Origin of the sequence: Bradyrhizobium sp. SZCCHNR1002 (assembly GCF_032381435.1) — a bacterium.
Taxonomy (GTDB): domain Bacteria; phylum Pseudomonadota; class Alphaproteobacteria; order Rhizobiales; family Xanthobacteraceae; genus Bradyrhizobium; species Bradyrhizobium aeschynomenes.
Genome location: NZ_JAUHIS010000001.1, coordinates 652,541 through 676,593, shown reverse-complemented (window position 1 = coordinate 676,593; position 24,053 = coordinate 652,541). Strand labels below are relative to the sequence as shown.

The window sequence follows — 24,053 nt, the reverse complement described above, 5'->3', positions numbered from 1 at the left end:
TCGCGCATTCGCCCCACTCGTCTGCTGAAATCCGCCAATCGCTCAGGGCATCTGACGAGGCGGAGCAGGCATCATGCACAACCGGCAATCCCGCGACGAGACCGATTGGGTCAGCGTCGTTGCAATCGTCTCGGTGTTTCTCATCGCGAGCTTCGCGCTACATGTCGGCTGGCAACTTCGATGATGCTCACCCGGCGGCGCCTCATGCCGCCTTCTTCTTCTCCGCGAGCTCAGCCAGCTCCTTGAGGATATCCGTGGTCCCCGCCAGCCGCTCCTCCGGCGTCTCCCACACCTGCAGGAACACCACCTTCATGTCGGGCCGCACCTTGGCGGCCTGGCCGTGACGCTTGATGAAGGCCACCAGGCGTTCGGGATAAGCAAAACTGTTGTCGCGGAAGGCGATCACGGCGCCCTTCGGGCCGGCGTCGACCTTCTCGACATTGGCGCGGCGGCAGTAGTTCTTGATCGCGGCGACCTTGAACAGATAGCGGGTCTCGTCCGGCAGCTTGCCGAAGCGGTCGCGCAGTTCGGCGGCGAAATTCTCGATCTCCTCGTCGGTCTCGAGATCGGCGAGCCTACGGTACAGCGACAGCCGCACCGAGAGATCGGAGACGTAGTCCTCGGGAATCAGCACGGGCATGCCGATGGTGATCTGCGGCGACCAGCGGTCGACGGTCGGCTCGGTGATCCCCGCCTTGAGGTTCTCGATCGCCTCCTCCAGCATCGATTGATAGAGCTCGAAACCGACCTCCTTGATGTGGCCGGACTGCTCGTCGCCGAGCAGATTGCCGGCGCCGCGGATGTCGAGGTCGTGGCTGGCGAGCTGGAAGCCGGCGCCCAGCGTCTCCAGCGATTGCAGCACGCCGAGCCGCTTCTCGGCCTGACCGCTGATCTTGTGCGTCGACGGCAGGGTGAACAGCGCGTAGGCGCGCAGCTTGGAGCGGCCGACGCGGCCGCGCAGCTGATAGAGCTGTGCCAGGCCGAACATGTCGGCGCGGTGCACGATCAGCGTGTTGGCGCGCGGGATGTCGAGACCGGATTCGACGATGGTGGTCGACAAGAGGATGTCGAACTTGCCGTCGTAGAACGCGGAGATGATGTCCTCGATCACGGTCGGCGCCATCTGGCCGTGCGCGACGGCGACCTTCATCTCCGGCACGGTCTTGTCGAGGAACTCCTTGACCTCGGCGAGATCGTCGATGCGCGGCACGACGTAGAACGCCTGGCCGCCGCGATAGCGCTCGCGCAGCAAGGCCTCGCGGATCATGACGGGATCATGCGGCGCGACGAAGGTGCGCACGGCGAGACGATCGACCGGCGGCGAGGCGATGATCGACAGCTCGCGCACGCCGGTCAAAGCAAGTTGTAGCGTGCGCGGGATCGGCGTCGCCGACAGCGTCAGCACGTGCACTTCGGCGCGCAGCTGTTTCAGCCGCTCCTTGTGGCTGACGCCGAAGTGCTGCTCCTCGTCGACGATGACGAGGCCGAGGTCGCGGAACTTGATCGACTTGCCGAGCAGCGCATGGGTGCCGACGACGATGTCGACCGAACCGTCGGTGAGCCCCTTCTTGACCTGGTTGAGCTCCTTGGTGCTGACCAGTCGCGAGGCCTGCGCGACGTTGACCGGAAAGCCCTTGAAGCGCTCGGTGAAAGTTTTGGCGTGCTGCCTCGCGAGCAGCGTGGTCGGCACGACGACTGCGACCTGCTTGCCGTCGAGCGCGACCGCGAACGCCGCGCGCAGCGCCACCTCGGTCTTGCCGAAGCCGACATCGCCGCAGACGAGGCGATCCATCGGGCGGCCCGCTTCGAGATCGGCGAGCGTCGCCTGGATCGCGGCGAGCTGATCCTCGGTCTCGTCATAGGGGAAGCGCGCGCAGAACTCATCGTAGAGGCCGGCCTGCACCGGCAGCTTCGGTGCCTCGTGCAACATGCGCTCGGCGGCGATCTTGATCAGCTCGCCGGCCATCTCGCGGATGCGGTTCTTCAGCTTGGCCTTGCGGGTCTGCCAGCCCGAGCCGCCGAGCTTGTCGAGCTCGACATTGGTCTGGTCGGAGCCGTAGCGCGACAACAGCTCGATGTTCTCGACCGGCAGATACAGCTTGGTCTCGCCGGCATAGCGCAATTCGAGACAGTCATGCGGCGCGCCGGCGACTTCCAGCGTCTGCAAGCCGACGAAGCGGCCGATGCCGTGGTCGACGTGGACGACGATGTCGCCGATCGCGAGGCTCGTCACCTCCGAGATGAAATTGTCGAGCTTGCGGCTCGCCCGGCGCGGCCGCACCAGGCGGTCGCCGAGAATGTCCTGCTCGGAGATCACCGCGATCTGGTCGGTCTCGAAGCCGGATTCCAGCCCGAGCAGCGCAAGCATGGTCTCGTTGCGCGGCGTCGCCTGCACGACGCGCCAGGTGTTGACGCTGGTGACGTGGATCAGCTTGTGATCCTTCAGCATGCTGGCCATGCGATCGCGCGAGCCTTCGCTCCACAGCGCGATCACCACCTTCTTGCGCACCGATTGCAGCGCCTGCACATGCGCGACCACGGCCTCGAACACGTTGACCGAGGCGTCGTTGCGCTCGGGCGCGAAGTTGCGGCCGGCCCGCGCGCCGATGTCGACGACACCGGCGCCCTCGGGCACGGCGAACGGCGTCACCTTTGCGAGCGGAACGGCGGCGAGCCGGTTGGCCCATTCGGACGACGTCAGATAGAGACGGTCGACCGTCAGGGGCTTGTAGATCGCACCGCCGCCGGGATGCTCCATCGCCTCGCGGCGCGCATCGTAATAGTCGATGATCTGCTTGAAGCGCTCGCGCGCCGCGTCCTCGCCCTGCGGCTCGATCACGATCGGCGTGTTCGGCAGATAGTCGAACAAGGTCTCCATCTTGTCGTGGAACAGCGGCAGCCAGTGCTCCATGCCGGGATAGCGGCGGCCTTCGCTGACGGCCTCATACAGCGCATCGTCGCGCTCGGGCGCGCCGAACTCGGCGACATAGCCCATGCGGAAACGGCGGATGGTGTCGGTGACCAGCTGGAATTCCGAGACCGGCACGAGATCGAGCGAACGCATGTCGAGCAGCGTGCGTTGCGTCTCGGCGTCGAAGGTGCGGATCGATTCCAGGCTGTCGCCGAAATAGTCGAACCGGACGGGCTGATCGAGCCCGGCGGGAAACAGATCGAGGATGCCGCCGCGCACGGCATATTCGCCGCTCTCGCGCACGGTCGAGGCGCGGACATAGCCGTTGTGCTCGAGCCACGCGACCACGGAATCCATCGGCACGACATGGCCCGGCGCCACCGACAGCGCCTGGCCTGCCATGGTGTCGCGCGACGGCACCCGCTGCACGATGGCGTTGACCGTGGTCAGCACGATCAGCGGCTTGTCGCTACCCGCGAGACGCGACAGGCGGGCGAGCGTGGTCACGCGCTGGGCCAGGATGCCGCCATGCGGCGAGACACGGTCATAGGGCTGGCAGTCCCAGGCCGGGAACTGCATCACCGGCAGATCCGGCGCGAAGAAATCGAGCGCCCGCGCCAGCTGCTGCATCCGATTGCCGTCGCGGCAGACCACGGCAAGGCTGACCGCCGGCGGCTTCGGCCGGGCGGCGATCGCACGCGCCAGATCGGAGACGACGAGGCCTTCGGCGCCCTCGGCGACATTGGCGAGCGTAAGCGCGCGCCCCGGCGCGAGGTGCTCGGCAGGCGACTTGACCGGGCTCTTCATCAATCGGCGTCCACCGCGCGGAACGCCTTGATGCGCGCAAACAGCGCCGGCGTCTGCTCCGGCGGCAACGGCCGGGCGCCGGTGATCGCGGCATAGAAATCCGGGTCGGGGACCTCCAGGAGCTGCTCCAGCTCGGCCAGCTCGATCTCGCTGAGCGTGCCGATCTCGGCGTCGGCAAAGCGGCCGAGGATCAGGTCCATCTCACGGGTGCCGCGATGCCAGCAACGGAACAGGAGCCGCTTGCGGCGGTCGTCGAGGCCTTGGCTTGATCGGGTGGTCCCTGTCATCGCGGTATCCCTGCAGTACAACGCCGAAAGCCCGGACTGTGCCGGGCGCGGCTCGATATAGCGGTGCGCGGGGCTTATGTCAGCCCTCCCCGCCGCAGAACCGGCATGCCGCTTTTGCCGGAAACCGGCGAAAAAAGAGGTGGATGTCTCGGCATTCACGGCTATTCCGACCGTCAAACGGCTTTAAGTGTTCGGTCCATGCGCCCTAGCGTCCTCAATCCCCTGTTCGCGCCGGTCACCACCCTGTCGGGAGTCGGGCCGAAGCAGGACAAGCTGCTGCGCTATCTGCTCAGCTGCAGCGAGACGCCGCGCGTCGTCGACCTCTTGCTGCACCTGCCTGCCAGCGTCATCGACCGCCGCAACCGGCCGAAGGTGCGCGACGCCGAGGTCGGCACCGTGGTGACGCTGGAGGTGACGGTCGACCGCCATCGGCCGTCGCGCAACGCCCGCGCGCCCTATCTGGTCTATGCCAGCGACGAGACCGGCGACGTCGTGCTGACCTTCTTCCGGCCCAAGGGCGACTACATCGAGAAGATGCTGCCGGTCGGCGCCAAGCGCTACGTCTCCGGCACGGTGCAGATGTATGACGGCATTCCGCAGATCGTGCATCCCGACCGCATCCTCGATGAAGCGGGGTTTGCCAAGCTGTCAGGGATCGACCCGGTCTATCCGCTGACCGAAGGCCTCGCCCTGGGCTCCCTGCGGCGCGCCATCGCATTGGCGCTGACGAAGCTGCCCGATTTGCCGGAATGGATCAGCCCCGAGGTGCTCCGGCGCTGCGGCTTCCCGTCGCTGAAGGACGCGCTGCATCGGGTGCACGTGCCGCAGGAGCTGACGGACATCCTGCCTGAAAATCCGTTCTGGTCGCGCCTCGCCTTCGACGAGCTGCTCGCCGGCCAATTGGCGCTGGCGCTGGTGCGGGCGCAATTGCGCCGCCCCGCGGGCAACCGCCATGCCGGGGACGGCCACCTGCGCCGCAGGATCATCGACGCCCTGCCCTATGCGTTGACGAACTCGCAAGGCCTGGCGATGGACGCCATTGCGGCCGATCTCGAAAAGCCGGTGCGCATGCTCAGGCTGCTGCAGGGCGACGTCGGCTCCGGCAAGACGGTGGTGGCGCTGCTCGCGGCGGCCGCCGTGGCCGAAGCCGGCAAGCAGGCGGCGCTGATGGCGCCGACCGAGATTTTGGCGCGCCAGCATGCCAAGACCATCACGCCGCTGGCCGAGCGCGCCGGCATGACCATCGCCATTCTCACGGGGCGCGAGAAGGGCAAGGAACGCCGCGACATTCTCGCCCGGCTCGAAGCCGGCGAGATCGACCTGCTGATCGGCACGCACGCGCTGATCCAGGACGACGTCGTCTTCAAGTCGCTGGCGCTCGCCATCGTCGACGAGCAGCACCGCTTCGGCGTGCGCGAACGGCTGGCGCTGACGTCGAAAGGCGAGGCCGTCGACGTGCTGGTGCTGTCGGCAACGCCGATCCCGCGGACGCTGGTGCTGACCTATTTCGGCGACATGGACATTTCCGAGCTGCGCGAGAAGCCCGCCGGCCGCCAGCCGATCGACACCCGCGCCGTCGCCGATGTCAGGCTCGGCGAGGTCATTGACGCCGTCGGCCGCGCGCTCGACGCCGGCAAGCTGGTGTACTGGATCTGCCCGCTGGTCGAGGAATCCGAGGCCGAGGGCATCGATCATCTCACCAACGCGACGGATCGCTTCGAGAGCCTGCGCGAGCGCTTCGGCGACAAGGTCGGCCTCGTCCACGGCAAGATGAAGGGCAGCGAGAAGGACGACGTCATGGGCCGCTTCGCGGCCCATGAGCTGCGGCTGCTCGTGGCCACGACGGTCGTCGAGGTCGGCGTCGACGTACCCGCGGCGAGCATCATGGTGATCGAGAACGCCGAGCGCTTCGGTCTCGCCCAGTTGCACCAGCTGCGCGGCCGCATCGGCCGCGGCGCGGAGGCCTCGACCTGCATCCTGCTCTATCACGAGCCGCTGGGGCCGATGTCGAAGGCGCGGCTCGCCGTCATCCGCGAGACCACCGACGGCTTCCGCATCGCCGAGGAGGACCTCAAGCTGCGCGGCGAAGGCGACGTGCTCGGCATCCGCCAGAGCGGCCTGCCCGGCTATCGCATCGCCCGCCCCGAGGTGCATGCCCAGCTGATCACCCAGGCGCGCGACGAGGCGCTGCGCATCCTGAAGGACGATCCCAAGCTGAAGGGCCCGCGCAGCGAGGCATTGCGGTGTCTGCTGTACCTCTACGAACGCGACGAGGCGATCCCGCTGCTGACGGCGGGGTGATTGGCCGAAGGTGCCTCAACGAACTCCGCTGTCGTCCCGGCCTCCGAGCCGGGACCCATACCCCCAGGCAGCAGTTTGAGGCAGGCGGGCCATTGGCTTTTTCGCTCCTCACAGCCGCCGCGGAGTATGGGTCCCGGGTCAGCGCCGCGACGCGCTTTGCGCATCGCAGCTTGCCCGGGACGACGAGCTGAGATGAAGGCTCACTTCGCCTTGCAGCTCTCCGCAAACGCCACCAGCTGCGCCGCGTCGGCCCCCTCGCCCTGCACGTCCGCCGCGATGTGCTCGAACAGCCGTGCGAAGCCTTCGTAGATCTGCGCCGCCGGATGATCCTCGCCCAGGAAGCCCGCGATCTCGCGCATTTCGGCGACCCAGCGATAGGCTTTCGGCAACATGTCCGGCAGCGCGTTGGCGAGCCGGGCCTGGACGTGGGGCAGGCTCAGCGCGAGCTCGTCGCGCAATGCGTCGGCGGCGCCGGCACGCGTTGCGGCCAGCACCATCGCGGCACCGAGCCCAGTCAGGCCCTTGTTGATGCCGGCATAGGACATCTTCAGCGCCGAAGCGGCGCCGATCGGACCGTCGATCACACGCACATCGAGCCCGAGCTCACCCAGCACGGCGATGTCGGCGGCCGCCTCACCGCTGACATAGAACGCCGGGCCCTTCGTGCCGGGCTTCGGCGGCAGGCCGATGATGGCCGCGTCGACCAGGCGCGCGCCCGACGACAGCACGACATCCTGGATGCGCCTGACGGTCTCGACGTTGACGGCATTGCAGTCGACGACGACGGGTTTCTTGCCGTTGCGGTTGATGGCCGTCGCAAGCTGCTCGGCCAGCGCCACGGCCTCGCCCGGCGGCACGATCGACAGGATGATGTCGGCATTGACGATCTCGCTATCGTTCGCGGCGCTCATGCCGGAGGCGGCCGCTCTCGCCTGCGTCGCGCGACTGCGCCCTTCGAGCGAGGTCAACACCTTGCAGCCGTGCTCCACCAGGCGGGCGGCGATGGCGCTGCCCATGGCGCCCGGTGCGATGACGGCAATGCTGGGGGGCATGATGGCGGTCTCCGAGTCGATCGATGCGCATCGAAGAATATCCGCAGCCCATGACGGAACTGAAGGCCCGAAAACGAAGGGCAGCCCTTCCGGGCTGCCCTCGCCTTGGCCGCAACGTCAGCGCCGCCCCCCTCAGAGCCCCCAAAGAACGCTGGCCGCCGTGGCTGACCTTCAGAACGAGATCTTCAAGCCTCCGCTGCCGTAGAAATCGTCGCCGCCAGTGCGTCCGATGGTGCGCGAGACGTTCGCGGTCAGCGCCACGTTGCTCCAGAACGGCGCCACCACGCCCGCGCTCACCCGGCCATAGACGTTGTGCGAGGTGCCGTTCGGGACCGTCCAGTTGTTGACGATCAGGGGCGCCGAGGTCGCGCTGTACTGGATCAGGCGACCATTGCCGACGATGTCGTCATCGAGCGTCAGGTTGAGATAGGGATGGATGGTGGCACCCTGCACCTGGAACGGGGTGCGCAACTGCACGCCGACGCTGCCGATGAGGGTCTCGGCGGTCTGCGAGCCCACCGTGAGCGTCAGTGCGGGATCTCCCGCCTCGGTGAAGCCGTCGACGCGGGCGCGGGCATAGGTCAGCCCGCCGATCGGTCCCATTTTCGCAGAGCCGGCATCGAACAGATAGCCGATCTTGCCCGCCGCGACGAAGGTCGTGCCGCCGGGATTGGAGGTGATGGTATCGACCACGCCCGGCCGGGTGTTGCGATAGTCCTGGTGGCCGATGGTGGCGAGACCTTCGGCAAACAGGCTGCGGCTGGCCCAGGCGCCATAGAGGCCGAACTGATAGGAATTGGCATCCGTCGTGCCGGTGTTGTTGAACAGCCGCGCCCGCGGATTGGAATAGTCGAACGCGGTGCCGATCATGGCGTTCGCCGACAGCCGATACTCGACGCCGATGGTGCCGCCGATGCTGTCGAGATTGAAGCCGTTCGAGGCGACGTTGCCCTGGCGGTCGCTGAGACTGCCATTGCCCTGCATGTAGAACGACCACGGGCTGACCGGCGCGAGCGGCGGCGCCTTGACGTGAGCCGGCCGGCCCAATGCGGCATAGGAGTTCATCGCCGACGGCGGGAAGCCCGCCGTCTCGCGGAACATGTCGAGCTTGCCGAACAGAGTCGAGGCGAAGCCCATCGCCGAGATCGACGCCACCTCGCCCTGCGGCGCGAAGGTCAGCGGTGCGTTGAGGCGGTTGACGATGTACTGGCCGAGCACCTCGAAACCATGCGAGGTCAGATGCACGCCGTCGACATAGAACAGATACTGGTTCTGCAGCGCCGGATTGCCGATGCAGGCCACCGGACAAGCGCCGACATTGCTGAAGCCGTAGCGCTGCGGATTGGCCTGGATCAGCGTGCCGACCAGTCCGGTATCGACATATTCGACACGCACGCCGGAGCGCGCCACCGCCGCAAGCGACGATTGCATCAGGCCGTTATAGGTCGTGCTGTAGGCCTTGCCGGCCGGCGCATTGGCGTTGCCGACGGCCTCCGGCAAGGTGCTGACGTCGCCCACCGTGAACACGATGGTACGAGCGCCGTCTCCGACCAGCGCATTGACGCCGGCCATGGCCTGCTGCGCCGTGACCGCTGCTGCAGCCGGCGCACCGGCGAGCGATCCGCCCGCGCGGTAGTAGGCGCGCGCGTCGTTGCCGCCGATCGAAATCTCGACCAGATCGGTCGACGAGATCTTGCCGGAGAATCCGGTCAGTCCGCTCCACTCCTGGAAGAAGCCGGGAATGCCGGGCGCGACCACGTTGGTGTTGCCGGCCATGGCGCCGCCGATGGCATAGTTGAGCTGGGGGATGCCGAGCAGCGCCGAGGTCGTGTCGACGAAATTGGTGCCGCCGCTGAAGCGCCCGGTCGGATAGAGCGGCAGCTTGCCCGCCCCGCCGGTGAAGGTCCAGAGATTGCCCGTGTCGGCGTAGCTGTCGCCAAAGGCCTGGATTCGCGTGTAGGCAGTCTGGGCCGATACCGGCCCGGAGAGCTGCAACCACGCTCCCGACAGTGCAACGACGCACCACAACGACGTCCGACTTGCAGGCTTCATTACGCGCCTCCCCAACGCCACATCTTTGTTTGCCGGATGTTTCCATGGCGACGGATTGCAACACCACCGCCTGTCGGTTGTAGCGGCGAGGTCAACGGGGCCTGTGCCTTTCGCGCATCATCATGCAGCGCAAGGCGCCGTCATGCGGACGTCTGCGCGCCTGGCGCACGAGACGGCGTTGAACATGGTGACGAAGACTGCTGACAGGATCTGGCAGGAGGCTGGGCTAATGCCTTCGCGCAGGCGCCGCTGCCGGCGCCGCACGGAGAATGCCAATGCCCGCCGACTTCAGCTTCCTGCTCCTCTATGTCGACGCCCCCGCGACGAGCGCGGCCTTCTACGCCGACCTGCTCGGCCTGCCCGTCATCGAGCAATCGCCGACCTTCGCGATGCTGCCGCTGCGCGAGGGCGTGATGCTCGGCTTGTGGTCGCGGCACACGGTGGAGCCGGCCGCCACCGGCGCGGCCGGATTCAGCGAGGTCGCGTTCACGGTCGCCGATTCCGGCGAGGTCGAGCGCCTTCACGATGACTGGGCGGCACGCGGCCTCACCATCATCCAGGCGCCGACGCGGATGGATTTCGGCACCACCTTCGTCGCGCTCGATCCGGATGGGCATCGGCTGCGCGTATTCGTTCCGCAGGATGCGGGCTAGCGGGCCCTGGGCTCGACTTCCATCGATCCTCCGGAGACGGTGAGAGCGAAGGATCAGTCGACCTTGGCCGGCTCGAGCTGCGGCGATGGCTGGGCCGGGCTGTTGGCGATGCGCGCGGCGTTGGCCATGGTGGCGAGCGCCGCGGCCTTCTTCTGCGGATCGGAGCCGGGCTGCACCACGCCGCAGGACATGATCAAGGTCGCTGCATCCTCGGCGCTCATGTCGACCTCGATGATCTTGCTCCTCGGCAGATAGAAGAAGAAGCCGGTGGTCGGGTTCGGCGCGCATGGCAGGAACACCGAGATCTGCTCGTCCTCGCCCGGCAGCCGGTTCGCAATCTCCAGGCTCGGCGGCTGCGAGATCAGCACGATCGACCACATCCCCGGCGAGGGAAACTCGACCAGGCCGACGCGGCGCAGGCTCGACCCCTTGCCGGAGAACAGCGTCTCGAAGACCTGCTTCAGGCCGCGATAGATCGCCCGTACGGCCGGGATGCGGCCGAGCAGCCGCTCGCCCAGATCGACCAGCGTGCGACCGATCAGATTGGCCGCGAGAAAGCCGACCAGGGTCAGGCCGATCACGGCCACGATCAGCCCCGAACCAGGCACGCCAAACGGCAGATAGGTCTCAGGGCGGTAGGCCAGCGGCACGAACGGACGCACCAGGCCGTCGACCCAGGTCACGAACCACCAGGTGAGATAGAGGGTGATCGCGACGGGTCCGGCGACCACGAGGCCGGTCAGGAAATAGTTGCGAAAGCGAAACATCAGCCCATGGTGGGGCGTCTCGGCCGGGGCTTCGGCCAAGGGATCGGTCTCAGGCGGCACGTCGTCGCGGGAACTCATGCGAACTTCCAGGTCGGATCAGATCTCAGCTAGGCTCTTAGCAGATTTTTGGAAGGGCAAGGCCCTCTTTCAGACACAGCTGGACGCTTTGCCCCCGCATGTGGCGGGCTGGCCGCCCCTGCCCCGGCTCCAAAAACGTCGGAAATCAGCCCGCTAGGCGCTGCGCAGCGGCAGGGCCAGACCGACCGCCACAAAGATGCCGCCGCAGACCTGATTGAAGCGGCGTCCGGCCCTGGCGAGCCAAGGACGCACCCGGGCGGCGGCGCTGGCGATCGCGACCTCGGTCAGGAACTCCGTGACCGTGTATGTCAAGGCAACGATCGCGAACTGCCCGAGAAGGCTGCGATCGGGGTCGATGAACTGCGGCAACAAGGCGCTGAAGAACAGCAGGCATTTGGGATTGGTCGCAGCGGTCAGAAAGCCCTGACGAAAGAGCTGATGCCCGCCGGCTTTGACGGTCGCATGGCCGATATCGACCGCCACCGGTGGCGATCGCCACAGCTTGATGCCGAGCCAGGCGAGATAGAGCCCGCCGATCCATTTCAGCACCACGAGCCAGGTGATCGACGACTGCACCAGCGCGCCGATGCCGAACATGCACAGCGCGATGATCAGGACGAAGCCGATCAGGCCGCCGGCGATCGTGAACAGCGTCTTGCGCCCGCCATGCAGCGCGCCGTGCGTCAGGGCCAATAGGCCATTCGGCCCCGGCGTGAGCGAGATGCCGATGCTGGTGAGCAGGAACAGCATCCAGGTGTCGAGAGCCATCGAGAGTCCCGTGACGGAGTAGACGCCGACCACTGCCGCGGCATCGTCCGACGCTGATGTCGGATTGCCGCTCAGATGGCAAGCGCCACCGAGTTTGCCACGACTGCCGCGCCATTCGAAGAACGATCGCAGGCTCGCGCCCGAATGACGGGTGAGCGCGAATAAAAAAACGCTGTCGTCCCGGACAAGCCCGGCAACGCGACAGCGTTGGCGGGCGCAGATCCGGGAACCATACTCCCAAAAGGTGATTTGAGGCAGGCTGGATCTGCCAGAGGTGCCAGCCACAAAGCACGGTAGCTCTGGATCCCGGCGTTCTCCGGGATGACACTGAAGGGGCGGAGGCGGCGTCGCGCCTCACGCCCTGCGGGTTCAAGGCGATGCGAGAGCATCGCTTCGTAGGAGCGGCGGCTGATCTACTCCACCGTCACCGACTTCGCGAGATTGCGCGGCTGGTCGACGTCGGTGCCCATCACCACGGCGGTGTGATACGCCAGCAGCTGCACCGGGATCGCGTACACGATCGGCGTGAAGGTCGCGGCCATGTCGGGCATGGTGATCGTCACCAGCGAGTCCACGGTCGCCTCCTCGGCACCCTTGGCGTCGGTCATCAGGATGATGTTGCCGCCGCGCGCGGCGACCTCCTGCATGTTCGACACCGTCTTCTCGAACACCTTGTCATAGGGCGCGATCACGACGACCGGCATGGTCTCGTCGATCAGCGCGATCGGGCCGTGCTTGAGCTCGCCGGCGGCATAGCCCTCGGCATGGATGTAGGAGATCTCCTTCAGCTTCAGCGCGCCTTCGAGCGCCAGCGGATAGGAGGTGCCGCGGCCGAGATAGAGCACGTCCTTCGACTTGGCGATCTCGCGCGCCAGCTTCTCGATCTGCGGCTCAGTGGTCAGCGCCGCCGCGATCAGGCGCGGCACCTCGACGAGGCCATGCACAAGCTTGGTCTCATCGGCTTCGGAGAGTTCGCCGCGGCCGCGGCCGGCGGCAATCGCCAGCGCCGCCAGCACCATCAGCTGACAGGTGAAGGCCTTGGTCGAGGCGACGCCGATCTCGGGACCGGCGAGCGTCGGCATCACGATCTCGCTCTCGCGCGCGATCGTCGAGGTCGGCACGTTGACGACCGACAGCGTGTGCACGCCCTGCGACTTGGCATAGCGCAGCGCCGCCAAGGTGTCGGCGGTCTCGCCCGACTGCGAGATGAAGATGGCGAGATCGCCCTTGCGCAGCGGCGCCTCGCGGTAGCGGAACTCGGAGGCGACGTCGAGCTCCACGGGCACGCGCGCGAAGCGCTCGAACCAGTATTTGGCGACGAAGCCGGCATAGCTCGCGGTGCCGCAGGCGGTGATCGAGATGCGCTGGATGTCCTTGAAGTCGAACGGCAGCCGCGCCGGCAGCATCACGCGCTCGGTGCCCATGTCGACGTAGCGCGCGAGCGTATGGCCGACGACCTCCGGCTGCTCGTGGATCTCCTTGGCCATGAAGTGGCGGTAGTTGGCCTTGTCGACCAGGAAGGACGACGCGCCCGACTTCAGCACGTCGCGCTTCACAACAGCGCCCGAGACGTCATGGATGATGCCGGAGTCGCGGGTGATCTCGACCCAGTCGCCATCGTCGAGATAGCTGATCGTATCGGTGAACGGCGCCAATGCGATCGCGTCCGAGCCGAGGAACATCTCGCCGTCGCCATAGCCAAGCGCCAGCGGCGAGCCCTTGCGGGCGCCGATCAGCAGGTTGCCGTGGCCCTTGAACAGGAAGGCCAGCGCGAACGCGCCCTTCAGCTGCGGCAGCGACGCCGCCACGGCCTGCTGCGGCGTGTGACCCTGCAAGAGATAGGAATTGACGAGGTGGACGACCGTCTCGGTGTCGGTCTCCGAGGAGAACCTGGCGCCCTGCTTCTCGAGCTCGGCACGTAGTTCGCGGAAGTTCTCGATGATGCCGTTATGAACGACAGCGACGTTGTCAGTTGCGTGCGGATGGGCATTGCCTTCGGTCGGCTTGCCGTGCGTCGCCCAGCGGGTGTGGCCGATGCCGGCGTGCCCTTTCAGCGGCTCCCGCTCCAGCCGCTTCTCGAGATTCTTCAGCTTACCCTCGGCGCGCCGGCGATCGAGGTGATCGCCCTCGAGCGTCGCAACACCGGCGGAGTCGTAGCCGCGATATTCCAGACGTTTCAGGGAATCGACGAGATGCTCGGCGACCGGCCCGCGTCCCAGGATCCCGATGATTCCGCACATCAGCGCTAGTCCCCAAATCGTCGAGAGAGATTCAAATGCGTGGCATTGTCTTAACGAAAACCGCGCGCTTTCAGGATTCAATAATTATTGCGGATTGCGACAGGGTTAAGTGGAAGGCTTAACCGCGCGGCCGGCGCGCAACTCCGGTCCGATGCGGAGGTCCGGCTCACCGCGGCCTTAACGCCAGCTCAACGCTTACCCGGTGAAACTGTCGCGTCGGAGAGGACGCCATGACCTATACCCGTCGCCCAACTGATCCCAAAGGCGCCAGCTCGCTGAGCCTGTCGCATCCCACGTCCGGCAGCCATCTCGCGCACTGGCCGCCGCCGACCATGGGCCATGAGCTGAAACCAATGCCGGTCAGGCATCACACCAACGAGCCCGTCAAGCACGCCACCCGCCGCGGCTGGCGCCTGACCCGCGAGATGTTCGCCGAGTTCCTGGACGAGAAGGACTAGCTTCGCGCAGCGCGCGCATCGAAGCGGCCAAGCCCAGGCGATCGCACCGGCCAACGCCCAGAGACCGATGCCGGTGAGGAGCATGATCTCCCGTGCCGGAGCGAGGCCGATCGCGCCGTAGGGCATGCGGCCGGAGAACGTTCCCAGCCGCGCGGTCGCGATCAGCACCTCTCTGGCCAGATCAAATACCAGCTGACCGAGCTCCAAGCTCGCCTTCCCTTCCCCGCGTCTACTTCTTCTGGCGCTGCTTCGCGGTCCGGAAACGCGCCGCCGCCCCCTCCCGCGTCGTCTGCGGGCTGCGCTCGAGCGCCAGCGCATCATCGGGCACGTCGCGGGTGATCACCGATCCCGAGCCGATATAGGCGCGCGCGCCGACGTTGATCGGCGCCACGAGCGAGGTGTTGGTGCCGATGAAGGCGCCCTCACCGATGTTCGTCTTGTGCTTGTTGAAGCCGTCATAGTTGCAGGTGATGGTGCCGGCGCCGATGTTGGCGTTGGCGCCGACATGCGCATCGCCGATGTAGGACAGGTGATTGACCTTTACGCCCGGCTCGAGCACGGCGGCCTTGGCCTCGACGAAATTGCCGATCTTGGCGCCGTCGCCCAATGACGTCCCGGGTCGCAGCCGCGCGAACGGTCCCAGCAGGCTGTTGCGGCCCAACTTCGATTGCACGATGTGCGAGAACGAATGCACCACCGCGCCGTCGCCGATCGAGACGCCGGGTCCGATCACCACGAACGGCTCGATCGTGACATCCCTGCCGAAGGTGGTGTCGGCGGCGAGATAGACCGTCTCCGGCGCGATCAGCGTCACGCCGGCCTCCATCGCCGCGCGGCGCAGCCGGGTCTGCATCACCGCCTCGGCCTGCGCGAGCTGCGCCTTGGTATTGATGCCGCGCACCTCGTCCTCGGAGGTCTCGATGACGACGGCGTCCAGGCCCTGCTCGCGCGCGATCGCCACGGCGTCGACGAGATAATATTCGCCTTTGCTGTTGGCGTTCCCGATCCTGTCCAGGATGGCGAGCGCGCGATGGCCGTCCATCGCCATCACGCCGGCATTGCACAGCGTGATCGCCCGCTCGGCCTCCGACGCATCGGCCTGCTCGCGGATCGCCACGAGCTTGGATCCCTCCAGCAGCAGGCGCCCATAGCCGGTCGGATCAGCGGCGCGAAAGCCGAGCACCGCGAGCGCGGCGCCCTTGGCCAGCGGCGCGCGCAGCCGCGCGAAGGTTTCGGCCGTGATCAACGGCGTATCGCCGAACACAACCAGCAGGTCATCCGCGCCGCGCGCGATCGCCTCACGCGCGGCCAGCACCGCATGCGCGGTGCCGAGCCGCTCGCGCTGCACGAAGATGTCGGCGTCGGAACGCAGACGCCTCGCTTCCTTCTCGACGGCGCTGTGCTCCGGCCCGATCACGACCGCGATGCGGGCACCGTCGCCTTTCGGCGCGGCCGCCAGCACGTGGGCGAGCAACGATTCGCCGGCGATCGGATGCAGCACCTTGGGCAGGCTCGTGCGCATCCGCGTGCCCTCGCCTGCCGCAAGCACGATGGTCAGACTGGATCGAGCGGTCATCAAGCACCCTGGAAATGGCTGAGTGGCACACGGGCCGCTGTCATAAATCGTTTTGCCCGCGCAGCAAACCTGCACCCCCTGAAACCCATACGGGTTTTCCTGTTAATGTTCGCTTCGTGATTCGATTAAGGCAGGTTCATGGCTAAGGACTCCCACAAATCAGCCGGCGTGCATGGAGCTGAAAAGACCGGCGGAACGCTGTCCGGACTGTTTGCCGATGAGAACGAGCTCGATCGGCGCGCGATGTGGCGGCTCGGCTGGTGGGGTGCGGGTGCGGTCGGTGCCGTCGGGCTTGCCATTTTCGCCAATCAGACGGCGCAGGGATGGCGCAAGGACCGTATTTCCGCGGCTGACCTCTCGCGCCAGGCCCAGCTCCTGCAGTCGCTCGCGCGGGACACCCAGAGCGAGGCCCGCCAGCTCGGGGCGGCGATCGAGACGCTCAACACCGATCGGGATCGGCTCTATGCGCGTGTGACCGTGCTGGAGCAGGGACTGGACTCCGTCACCGGTGCGCTGGCCAAGCAGAGCCCCCAGCCCGCGGCGAATCAGGCAGCCGGCACCAAATCGACGCCGCAGCCGCAGATCGCGGCGGTCGATTCGCAGGCGCCGCAGCCGGCAGCGCCGGGTTCCCCACCGCCGGGCCCGCTGCCCGCCTTCGGCAACCTGTCGCCGTTCATGCCCATCCCTGGCGGCTCGCTTGGAGCCAGTCCCACTGGCGCGGTGGCGACGACACCGCCCGCTCCTGCGGGCGCGCCGGCACCGGCGACCGTTGCCGCTGCCGGCTCCAAACCGCAGGCCGTGGAACCGGCCGCGAAGCCGGCTGAAGCGGAACGGCTCGCCAAGGCCGATCCGACCGAGCCCCCCGCCGCCAAGGGCGCCGACACGGCGGAGCCCGCGGTGATGGCGGTCCAGAGGACCGAATTCGCGGTCGATCTCGGCGGCGCCAACTCCATCGGCGGCCTGCGAGCGCTGTGGCGGGGGTTGGCGAAGAACAATGCCGACCTCGCAGCGCTGAAGCCGATCATCATGCTGAAGGAGGGCCGTGGCGGCCCCGGCATGCAGCTGCGGCTCGGTGCCGGCCCGCTGACGGATGCAGCGGCAGCGGCCCGGATCTGCGCCGCCCTGGCCGAAACCCAGCGCCCTTGCGAAACCACGGTGTATGACGGCCAACGTCTGGCCGTCGGCGAAGAGCCCGAGGGCGGCGAGGCCAAACCCGCCGCGCCGGCGGCGGCAGCGAAGCCGGTCCCGGCACAGCGCCGGCGCGTGCTGCAGCCGCAGGCCCAGCAACAGCAGCGCCATGGCCGCCGCGAGGAGCCGCCGGCCGCAGCAGCGCCGCCCCCGGCGCCGCCGCAGGAGGCGCCCAAGCCCGAGCAGCCGTCGACGCTGTCGTCGTTCTTCCGCCGCTCCTGAGCTCGAATCATCCCATCCGGCAAGGCGGTTGCGGCGGACTGTGAAAGCGGTCCGTGAAGCGCCTTTGCGGCTTGTCCGCCGATCCGTTCCGCAGCATAGTCCCGCGCATGAAAAAGACCCCGTTCCGCCTCTCGCCCTATCAGGTGCAATGGCTCCTGATCGTCGGCTTCGTCACCGTCGGCTACGCCCTGTATCTGCGCTATCTCGCAATCGAGCTGTCGAGCGTCGCGCTGGCCTGCGACGCGGGTTTGCAGACGCTGGCCTGCAAGAGCCGGGCGGTCGCGACCACGCTGTTCAAGAATTCGGTGTTCGGCGCCACCGCGCTCGTCATCGCGGTGCTGCACGTGATGCGGCCGTCGATCGTGCTGCTGACCGGCGGACTGATCGCCGCCGGCCTCGGCATCGTGCTCTACAACATCGTGCTGTCGGGGCTGGCGATCGGCCTGCTCATCCTCGGCTTTGCCCGGCCCGCGCCCGCCACAGCGTGAACGCCAGCAGCAGATACATCGCGCAGGTCCACATCGCCTGCCAATTGTCGCGCCCCTCGTTGTAGATCACGTAGACTGAAGAGATCGCGAGCAGCCCGGCGAAGCTGGCCTCGGCGATCGGCCGGGCGCCCTGCGCCGGACGATTGCCGAGCAGCATCGCGAACGGCACCACCGCCATGGTCAGGCTGGCGAACGGGAAATCGCGGTAGCGCGGATCGAACACGAAGCCGAGCGCCGTCTCGGCCGCGATCAGCACGGCGACGACCAGCGTCAGGCCCAGCGCATAGGTGATCTTGAGCTGCTTGCGGCCATCATCCGGTCCGAGCAGGTCGAGGAAGGTCGGCAACGGGCGGCCGGCCATGGCCGCATTGGCGGCCAGGATCGGCGCCAGCACGCCGGCAGCGAGCAGCGCGCCCCATTGCAGCCACCCGCCCACGCCCAGGCTCTCATAGAACATCTTGTCCGCGGCCATGCCGAACAGCACGCCCGCCGTGGTTGCGGAGATGCCGACCCCGATCCAGGCCGAGATGTGCGGCGGCCAGGGCCGGCGGCGCACCGTCAGCCAGCCCGCCAGGAACACCATGAACGACAGCACCATGCCGGCGGCCATCTGCAGCTTCCACTGCGGATAGTTGCTGACGGGCTCGCCCGGCGGGTACTTCAGCGCGCGCGTGTCGTCGCTGATCAGACCCCAATAACCGCCGACGGTGCCCTCGAGCTTGCGCTTCCAGGGCTGGTCATAGGCCTCGATCAGATTGACGCGGAAATTCTCGCGCTTGGCGAGAGTGAGGATCTCCGAGACCACGCGGGCCTGGTTGGCGCGCGACGGCAGCGCGCCCTCGCGCATGCGGCCCTCGCTGGGCCAGCCGGTCTCGCCGATCAGGATCTCCTTACCGGGAAACGCCACGCCGACCTGCTGGCGGATGGTGTCGACATGCGAGGCGGCGAACTTGGCGCGCACCGGCATGTCCTCCCAATAGGGCAGGATGTGCACGGTGACGAAATCGACGATGTCGTAGAGCTCGCGGTTGCGCAGCCAGAACTCCCAGACGTCGGCATAGGTCACGGGAACCTGGACCTGCGCCTTGACGCTGCGGATGGTGGCGGCGAGGTCGGCGGTGGTCATCTCACCGCGGAGCAGCACCTCGTTGCCGACCACGACGGCCGTGATCACCTTCGGATAGCGCTTGATCAGGTCGACAGCGATGCCGATCTGCTGCTGGTTCTTCAGCCTGTTCGAGCCGAGCCAGATGCCCTGGATCACCTTGATGCCGACCCGGGACGCGATTTCCGGCACCTGATCAAGGCCGTTCTCGATCGAATAGGTGCGCACGCATTCGGAGATCTTGGCGAGCTGCACCAAGTCCTGCTCGATCTGCCCGGCGTCGATATGCGTGGTCGGATCGAGCGGGCTCTGCTGTCCCCGGAACGGCGCGTAGGACACGCACTGCAGCTTCGAACCGGGGTCGATCGGCGCGCGCGCGAGCGTGATCGGCCTGGCCAGCCACCACCACGCGGCGGCGATGACACCCAAGGATACGAGCAGAAGCGCCAGCGGCGTAGGAAGGGATTTCAGTTCCGTGTCTCCAGGCAGGGTGGTGTCGATTACCCGGTCGGGGGCGATCTGCCAAGTAGGCGATCTCCGGAGCTTCTGGCACGGCGTACGCCTGTTCCCAATCCCGCTTTTACGATGACGCGAGAAAGTTGGGCCGTTGCTGGACAAAATCCGAGATTCCGGTCATTGGGAATCCCCGGTTGACCCGACCGTTGCGCCCGAGGTCTCGGGGCCGTTCATGCGCCCGTTAGGAACGCCATTTTAGGAACGGCATGCGAAGGTCGGAATCAACCTCCCGCCGCAATCGGGGCCGAATTGATCGGCATCAACACTGCGTCCCCCAGGGGACGACATGAAGGCAACCATCGGGGAATTTATGGGTCGACGCGTGCTCCAGTCCAAGTTTTCGGTTTCGCGCCTGTTCGCGTCGCTGGCCCTCATGGTCCTCGTCGGCGCCCCCGGCGCCTTCGCCCAGAGCGGCAGCGACCATCCCCAGGACCAAAAGCCGCAGGCGGCCAACCCGGCCGACCAGTCGAAGGAGAACCAGCGCAAGGCCGACGAGTTTACCGAGGCGTCACAGGCGCTCTCTGGCGGCCCGGCCGGCAACCCCGAATGCGTCTGGCTCGGCCGCCGCGTCGTCCAGCTGATGTACAATGACGACCTCGATACCGCCTTCCGCCACCTCGACCTCTATGACCGTTTCGGCTGCCCGGGCGGCCATGTCCAGGCGGCCTTCCGCTGTCTGACGCGCTTTTTTCCGCAGATCGATCCGAAGGTGCCGAACTCGCTGAACAACCACGTCCACGGCTGCTGGATCAATCCCGACGCCAAGCCGCAGGTGGCTGCGGCGCCGGCGCCCGGCCCGGCCCCGACACCGGCCGCGCAGGCTTCGCCAGCGCCGGCGCAGCAGCCTGCCCCCCAGGCCTCGCCCCCGCAGCCTCCGGCGAAGTGAACCGCGCCGCGAGGCAGGCTGGACGCAAGATCGCGACGACCGGACTCCATGCGTGGCGCGCGCATGACAGCGCTCCGATGACATGGCAGGATGCGATCGACGTCGTTGACGCACTTGGCCGCGCCCTGGTTCAGGCACCGTTCAGCATGAGTGGGCTCTGTTGGAATGCATTTGTCGCGGCCTTCGGCCGTGACGGCGCGAGAGTGATCGCCTTCGCCGTTCATCGTCGAACGTCACGCGTGAGCATGATCCCAGTCGCATCGCATATCCGAGATGGAACGGCGCTCGACCGCTCCGCTTCACCGCCGCCTTGATCCTAGGAATGGTTGCCCCTCCCATGCGCGCCGTCGTCGCCGTCCTGCTCCTCGTCACTGCCGTGCACGCCGCCCTCTGGGGTCTGCTGCAGGAGCAGCAGGAGGCCCCCAATTTCACCGGCCTGCTGCAGAGCGTCTCCTACGATCCACATGAAGGAACCGGAGCCCCCGGTCCCAGCACCGTGGCGTCGCCGGACCGTATCCGCGCCGACATGAAGAAGCTGGCCACGATGACGCGGGCCATCCGGCTCTACTCGTCGACCGGCGGCCTCGAGATCGTGCCGCCGCTGGCCGCGGAGGCTGGCCTGAAAGTGATGCTCGGCGCCTGGATCGACAAGGATCCGGACCGCAACGAGCGCGAAATCCAATCGGCCATCACCCTCGCCCGCCGCAACAGCAACGTCATCGGCATCGTCGTCGGCAACGAGACCATCCTCACCGACACGCAGAAGGTCGGCGAACTGATCGAGAAGATCAAGCGCGTCAAAAAATCGGTCAGCGTGCCCGTCACCACCGGCGACGTCTGGAACACCTGGCGCGACAACCCCGAGCTCGCGGCCAATGTCGACTTCATCGCCGCGCACGTCCTGCCCTATTGGGAATTCTTCACCGACGACCAGGCCGTCGATCAGGCGGTGGATCGCTATCAGCTCCTGAAGAAGCAGTTCACCGGCAAGCGCATCATGATCGCCGAGTTCGGCTGGCCGAGCCAGGGCTACAGCCGCAGCGACGGCAATCGCGGCCCCGCCGTGCCGGGCCCGCTCCGGCAGGCGCAGGTGTTGCGCAACTTTCTCGCCCAGGCTGCCTCGATCGGCATGGAGTACAACATCGTCGAGGCGATCGATCAGCCCTGGAAATATTTCGAGGGCGGCGTCGGCCCGTATTGGGGCGTGCTGAACGCCTCGCGTGAGGCGAAATTCGCCTGGTCCGGCCCGATCGTGAACCCGGACTATTGGAAGCTCGCGGCCATCGCGCTGCTCGTCGGCGTGCTGCTGTCGCTCCCGATCGCACGGCTGCGCCAGCCGACCGTGCTGCAGGCGATGGTGCTCGCGATCACGGCCCATGGCGTCGGCGCCTGGGTCTCCAACGTCTTCGCCTATTGGAACGTGCATTATTTCGTCTGGGGCTCGACCTTCGCGCTGACCCTCGGCCTGATCCTCCTGGTTCCCCTGATCCTGATCGCGATGGCCCGCATCGAGGAGATCGCCGCGATCGCCTTCGGCCGCGCGCCGCGCCGCCTGCTCACCCGCGACAAGGTCGCGCGCGACCGCGCCGCGATGCCGCAGGGCTATTGCCCGAAGGTCTCGATCCACGTGCCGGCCTATTTCGAGCCGGTCGAGATGATGAAGCAGACGCTGGATGCGCTGGCGCGCCTCGACTACCCGAACTACGAGGTCGTCTGCATCATCAACAACACGCCCGACCCGGCGTTCTGGCAGCCGATCCAGGATCACTGCCGCATGCTCGGCGAGCGCTTCAAGTTCATCAACGCCGAGAAGGTCAAGGGCTTCAAGGCCGGCGCGCTACGCATCGCGATGGAGCGCACCGCCGCCGACGCCGAGATCATCGGAATCATCGACGCCGACTATGTCGTGACGCCCGACTGGCTGTCCGACCTCGTGCCGGCCTTCGCCGATCCCGCCGTGGGCCTGGTGCAGGCGCCGCAGGAGCATCGCGACGAGGATCTGTCGCTGATGCACTACATCATGAACGGCGAATATGCCGGCTTCTTCGACATCGGCATGGTCCAGCGCAACGAGGAGAACGCGATCATCGTGCACGGCACGATGTGTCTGATCCGGCGCGCGGCGATGGACATGGCCGGCGGCTGGTCGAGCGACACGATCTGCGAGGACACCGATCTCGGCCTCGCCATCCAGGAGCTGGGTTGGCAGACGCACTACACCGCCACCCGCTACGGCTCTGGCCTGCTGCCCGACACCTACGAGGCGTTCAAGAAGCAGCGCCACCGCTGGGCCTATGGCGGCTTCCAGATCGTCAAGAAGCACTGGCAGCGCTTCCTGCCCGGCCGCAGCCGGCTGACGGCGGACCAGAAGCGCGAGTTCTCGCTCGGCTGGCTCAACTGGCTCGGCGCCGAGAGCCTCGGCGTCGTCGTTGCGATTCTGAACCTGATCTGGGTGCCGATCGTGGCCTTCGCCGGCATCGCCATTCCCGACAAGATCCTGACCATCCCGATCATCGCCGCCTTCGTGGTCTCGCTCGCGCACTTCCTGATCCTCTACCGGCTGCGCGTCGCGGTCCGGCCCTGGCAGATGCTGGGCGCGATGATCGCCGCAATGAGCGTGCAATGGACCGTCAGCCGCGCCGTGGCGCAGGGTCTGATCACCGAGCATCTGGCGTTTGCCCGCACGTCCAAGGGCGGTCTCTCCAGGATGTCGATCGAGTTCCAGGCGTTCTGGGAGGCCGTGATCGGCGCCCTGCTCCTGATCGGCGCCGCCATCCTGATCACCACCAATACGCTGCAGATCACCGAGCTCTATATCTTCGCCGCGGTCCTGATCCTGGAGAGCCTGCCGTTCCTGTCCGCGGTCGCGATCGCGCTCTTGGAGATGTCGCGCATCAACTCCTTCGAGTTCTGGCGCTACGCCCGGGTCCGCACCGCCGAGCTGATCGGCCTGCGCCCGGTCTGGGTGCCCGAGCTGGCCGGCCCAGGAATGCTGCAGCCGATGCAGCCGGCCCCGCTGAGCGCGGCGGCGACGAAGGTGCCGGAGAAGGTGTAGGCGGGAGAACGCAGCGCCCGGCCGCCCTCCCTGCCGATCTGCGCCGCGCGACGCGTCCTCTCCATCTCCCCGTCATTCCGGGGCGATGCGCAGCATCGAACCCGAAATCTCGAGATTCCGGGTTCAGCCCTGACGGGCTGCCCCGGAATGACACCGGGCATGGCGCAGCCGACCTGCCCTCAGCTCGACACACCGAATCTCCCACCCCTCGTGGTGAGGAGCGCCGCCCAAAGGCGGTGCGTCTCGAACCACGAGGCCCGCTGGTGCGGCATACTCCCGCCGACCACCACCTCCACCCACCCCCTGTGGTTTCACCCCGCCCCCTATTGACCGGACCGCACCCACCCCCTACACAGCGGCCACGACAGCATGCGGCCCAAGGCCGGGGCCTTCACCGCCCCGTGTCCATGGCCGCAGTGAACCACAGCCCCGCCGCAAGCGTTCTGATGGTCACCTGCCGACGATCCGGACAGTGACGGTTTGAGCCGTCACACCGCTTCCTTGGGAGCGAGCGCGTAGCTCAGCCGGTAGAGCACGTGACTTTTAATCATGGGGTCCCGGGTTCGAGTCCCGGCGCGCTCACCAAGAATCCCGAACTTTCGATACTCAGCTTTGGCAAGCGCCTGCCTTGGCCATGTCGGAT

Annotated in this window: 16 protein-coding genes and 1 tRNA gene; 8 read left to right on the top strand and 9 right to left on the bottom strand. The window is 67.0% G+C overall.

Annotation, left to right across the window (positions count from 1 at the left end):
- Positions 1-202 precede the first annotated feature (202 nt).
- Both mfd and QX108_RS03030 read right to left on the bottom strand, forming a co-directional pair.
- Complete coding sequence (gene mfd, locus QX108_RS03035; RefSeq protein ID WP_315778891.1) at positions 203-3,718, bottom strand: transcription-repair coupling factor; 3,516 nt, start codon at positions 3,716-3,718, stop codon at positions 203-205.
- Positions 3,718-4,005: a succinate dehydrogenase assembly factor 2 gene (locus tag QX108_RS03030; protein ID WP_315778893.1), complete on the bottom strand. Its 288-nt coding sequence runs from the start codon at positions 4,003-4,005 to the stop codon at positions 3,718-3,720. Before QX108_RS03030 ends, mfd begins: the two co-directional genes overlap by 1 nt.
- 198 nt (positions 4,006-4,203) lie before the next feature.
- Between QX108_RS03030 and recG the strand changes: the two genes are divergently transcribed.
- Complete coding sequence (gene recG / locus QX108_RS03025) at positions 4,204-6,306, top strand: ATP-dependent DNA helicase RecG (protein WP_315778895.1); 2,103 nt, start codon at positions 4,204-4,206, stop codon at positions 6,304-6,306.
- Between the two features lie 200 nt (positions 6,307-6,506).
- Here the strand turns inward: recG and QX108_RS03020 are convergent, their stop codons facing one another.
- Together QX108_RS03020 and QX108_RS03015 are read right to left on the bottom strand one after the other, a co-directional pair.
- Entirely contained in the window at positions 6,507-7,358 is an 852-nt protein-coding gene (locus tag QX108_RS03020) for an NAD(P)-dependent oxidoreductase (RefSeq protein WP_315778897.1), read from the bottom strand.
- A 171-nt stretch (positions 7,359-7,529) separates the two neighbouring features.
- A complete protein-coding gene (locus QX108_RS03015) occupies positions 7,530-9,410 on the bottom strand; it encodes an autotransporter domain-containing protein (protein WP_315778899.1) in 1,881 nt (626 codons plus the stop codon).
- Between the two features lie 275 nt (positions 9,411-9,685).
- Between QX108_RS03015 and QX108_RS03010 the strand changes: the two genes are divergently transcribed.
- The gene (locus QX108_RS03010; RefSeq protein ID WP_315720057.1) at positions 9,686-10,063 is read left to right on the top strand and encodes a VOC family protein; all 378 of its coding nucleotides are present in this window, start codon (positions 9,686-9,688) and stop codon (positions 10,061-10,063) included.
- A gap of 53 nt (positions 10,064-10,116) precedes the next feature.
- On the opposite strand, the gene QX108_RS03005 is transcribed toward QX108_RS03010, so the two are convergent.
- From QX108_RS03005 to glmS, 3 genes are all read right to left on the bottom strand, one after another.
- Positions 10,117-10,908, bottom strand: a complete 792-nt coding sequence (locus tag QX108_RS03005; RefSeq protein ID WP_315720056.1) for a DUF502 domain-containing protein — start codon at positions 10,906-10,908, stop codon at positions 10,117-10,119.
- Positions 10,909-11,061: 153 nt separating this feature from the next.
- On the bottom strand, positions 11,062-11,961 hold the full coding sequence (locus QX108_RS03000; RefSeq protein ID WP_315799386.1) for a LysE family translocator: 900 nt from the start codon (positions 11,959-11,961) through the stop codon (positions 11,062-11,064).
- 128 nt (positions 11,962-12,089) lie between these two features.
- Complete coding sequence (gene glmS, locus QX108_RS02995; protein WP_315720054.1) at positions 12,090-13,916, bottom strand: glutamine--fructose-6-phosphate transaminase (isomerizing); 1,827 nt, start codon at positions 13,914-13,916, stop codon at positions 12,090-12,092.
- A gap of 230 nt (positions 13,917-14,146) precedes the next feature.
- Between glmS and QX108_RS02990 the strand changes: the two genes are divergently transcribed.
- Positions 14,147-14,374, top strand: a complete 228-nt coding sequence (locus QX108_RS02990; RefSeq protein ID WP_315778903.1) for a hypothetical protein — start codon at positions 14,147-14,149, stop codon at positions 14,372-14,374.
- A gap of 229 nt (positions 14,375-14,603) precedes the next feature.
- Here the strand turns inward: QX108_RS02990 and glmU are convergent, their stop codons facing one another.
- Complete coding sequence (gene glmU, locus QX108_RS02985; protein ID WP_315778905.1) at positions 14,604-15,950, bottom strand: bifunctional UDP-N-acetylglucosamine diphosphorylase/glucosamine-1-phosphate N-acetyltransferase GlmU; 1,347 nt, start codon at positions 15,948-15,950, stop codon at positions 14,604-14,606.
- Positions 15,951-16,088: 138 nt separating this feature from the next.
- Between glmU and QX108_RS02980 the strand changes: the two genes are divergently transcribed.
- Positions 16,089-17,360 carry a hypothetical protein gene (locus tag QX108_RS02980; RefSeq protein ID WP_315778908.1) on the top strand — a complete coding sequence of 424 codons (1,272 nt, stop codon included), beginning with the start codon at positions 16,089-16,091 and terminating at the stop codon, positions 17,358-17,360.
- Positions 17,361-17,467: 107 nt separating this feature from the next.
- Positions 17,468-17,848: a hypothetical protein gene (locus tag QX108_RS02975; RefSeq protein WP_008963041.1), complete on the top strand. Its 381-nt coding sequence runs from the start codon at positions 17,468-17,470 to the stop codon at positions 17,846-17,848.
- On the opposite strand, the gene QX108_RS02970 is transcribed toward QX108_RS02975, so the two are convergent.
- Positions 17,808-19,382, bottom strand: coding sequence for a beta-(1-6) glucans synthase (locus QX108_RS02970; protein WP_315778910.1), 1,575 nt, complete (start codon positions 19,380-19,382; stop codon positions 17,808-17,810). The two genes, QX108_RS02975 and QX108_RS02970, sit on opposite strands and share 41 nt — an antisense overlap.
- A 397-nt stretch (positions 19,383-19,779) precedes the next feature.
- Between QX108_RS02970 and QX108_RS02965 the strand changes: the two genes are divergently transcribed.
- The 3 genes from QX108_RS02965 (at position 19,780) to QX108_RS02955 (ending at position 23,995) form a co-directional block, all read left to right on the top strand.
- The gene (locus QX108_RS02965) at positions 19,780-20,355 is read left to right on the top strand and encodes a beta-1-3, beta-1-6-glucan biosynthesis protein (protein ID WP_315726153.1); all 576 of its coding nucleotides are present in this window, start codon (positions 19,780-19,782) and stop codon (positions 20,353-20,355) included.
- A 337-nt stretch (positions 20,356-20,692) separates the two neighbouring features.
- Positions 20,693-23,410 (top strand): glycosyltransferase, encoded by a 2,718-nt coding sequence (locus QX108_RS02960; protein WP_315778912.1) that lies wholly within the window; start codon positions 20,693-20,695, stop codon positions 23,408-23,410.
- Positions 23,411-23,919: 509 nt separating this feature from the next.
- Positions 23,920-23,995 (top strand) — tRNA-Lys (locus tag QX108_RS02955).
- Positions 23,996-24,053 lie beyond the last annotated feature (58 nt).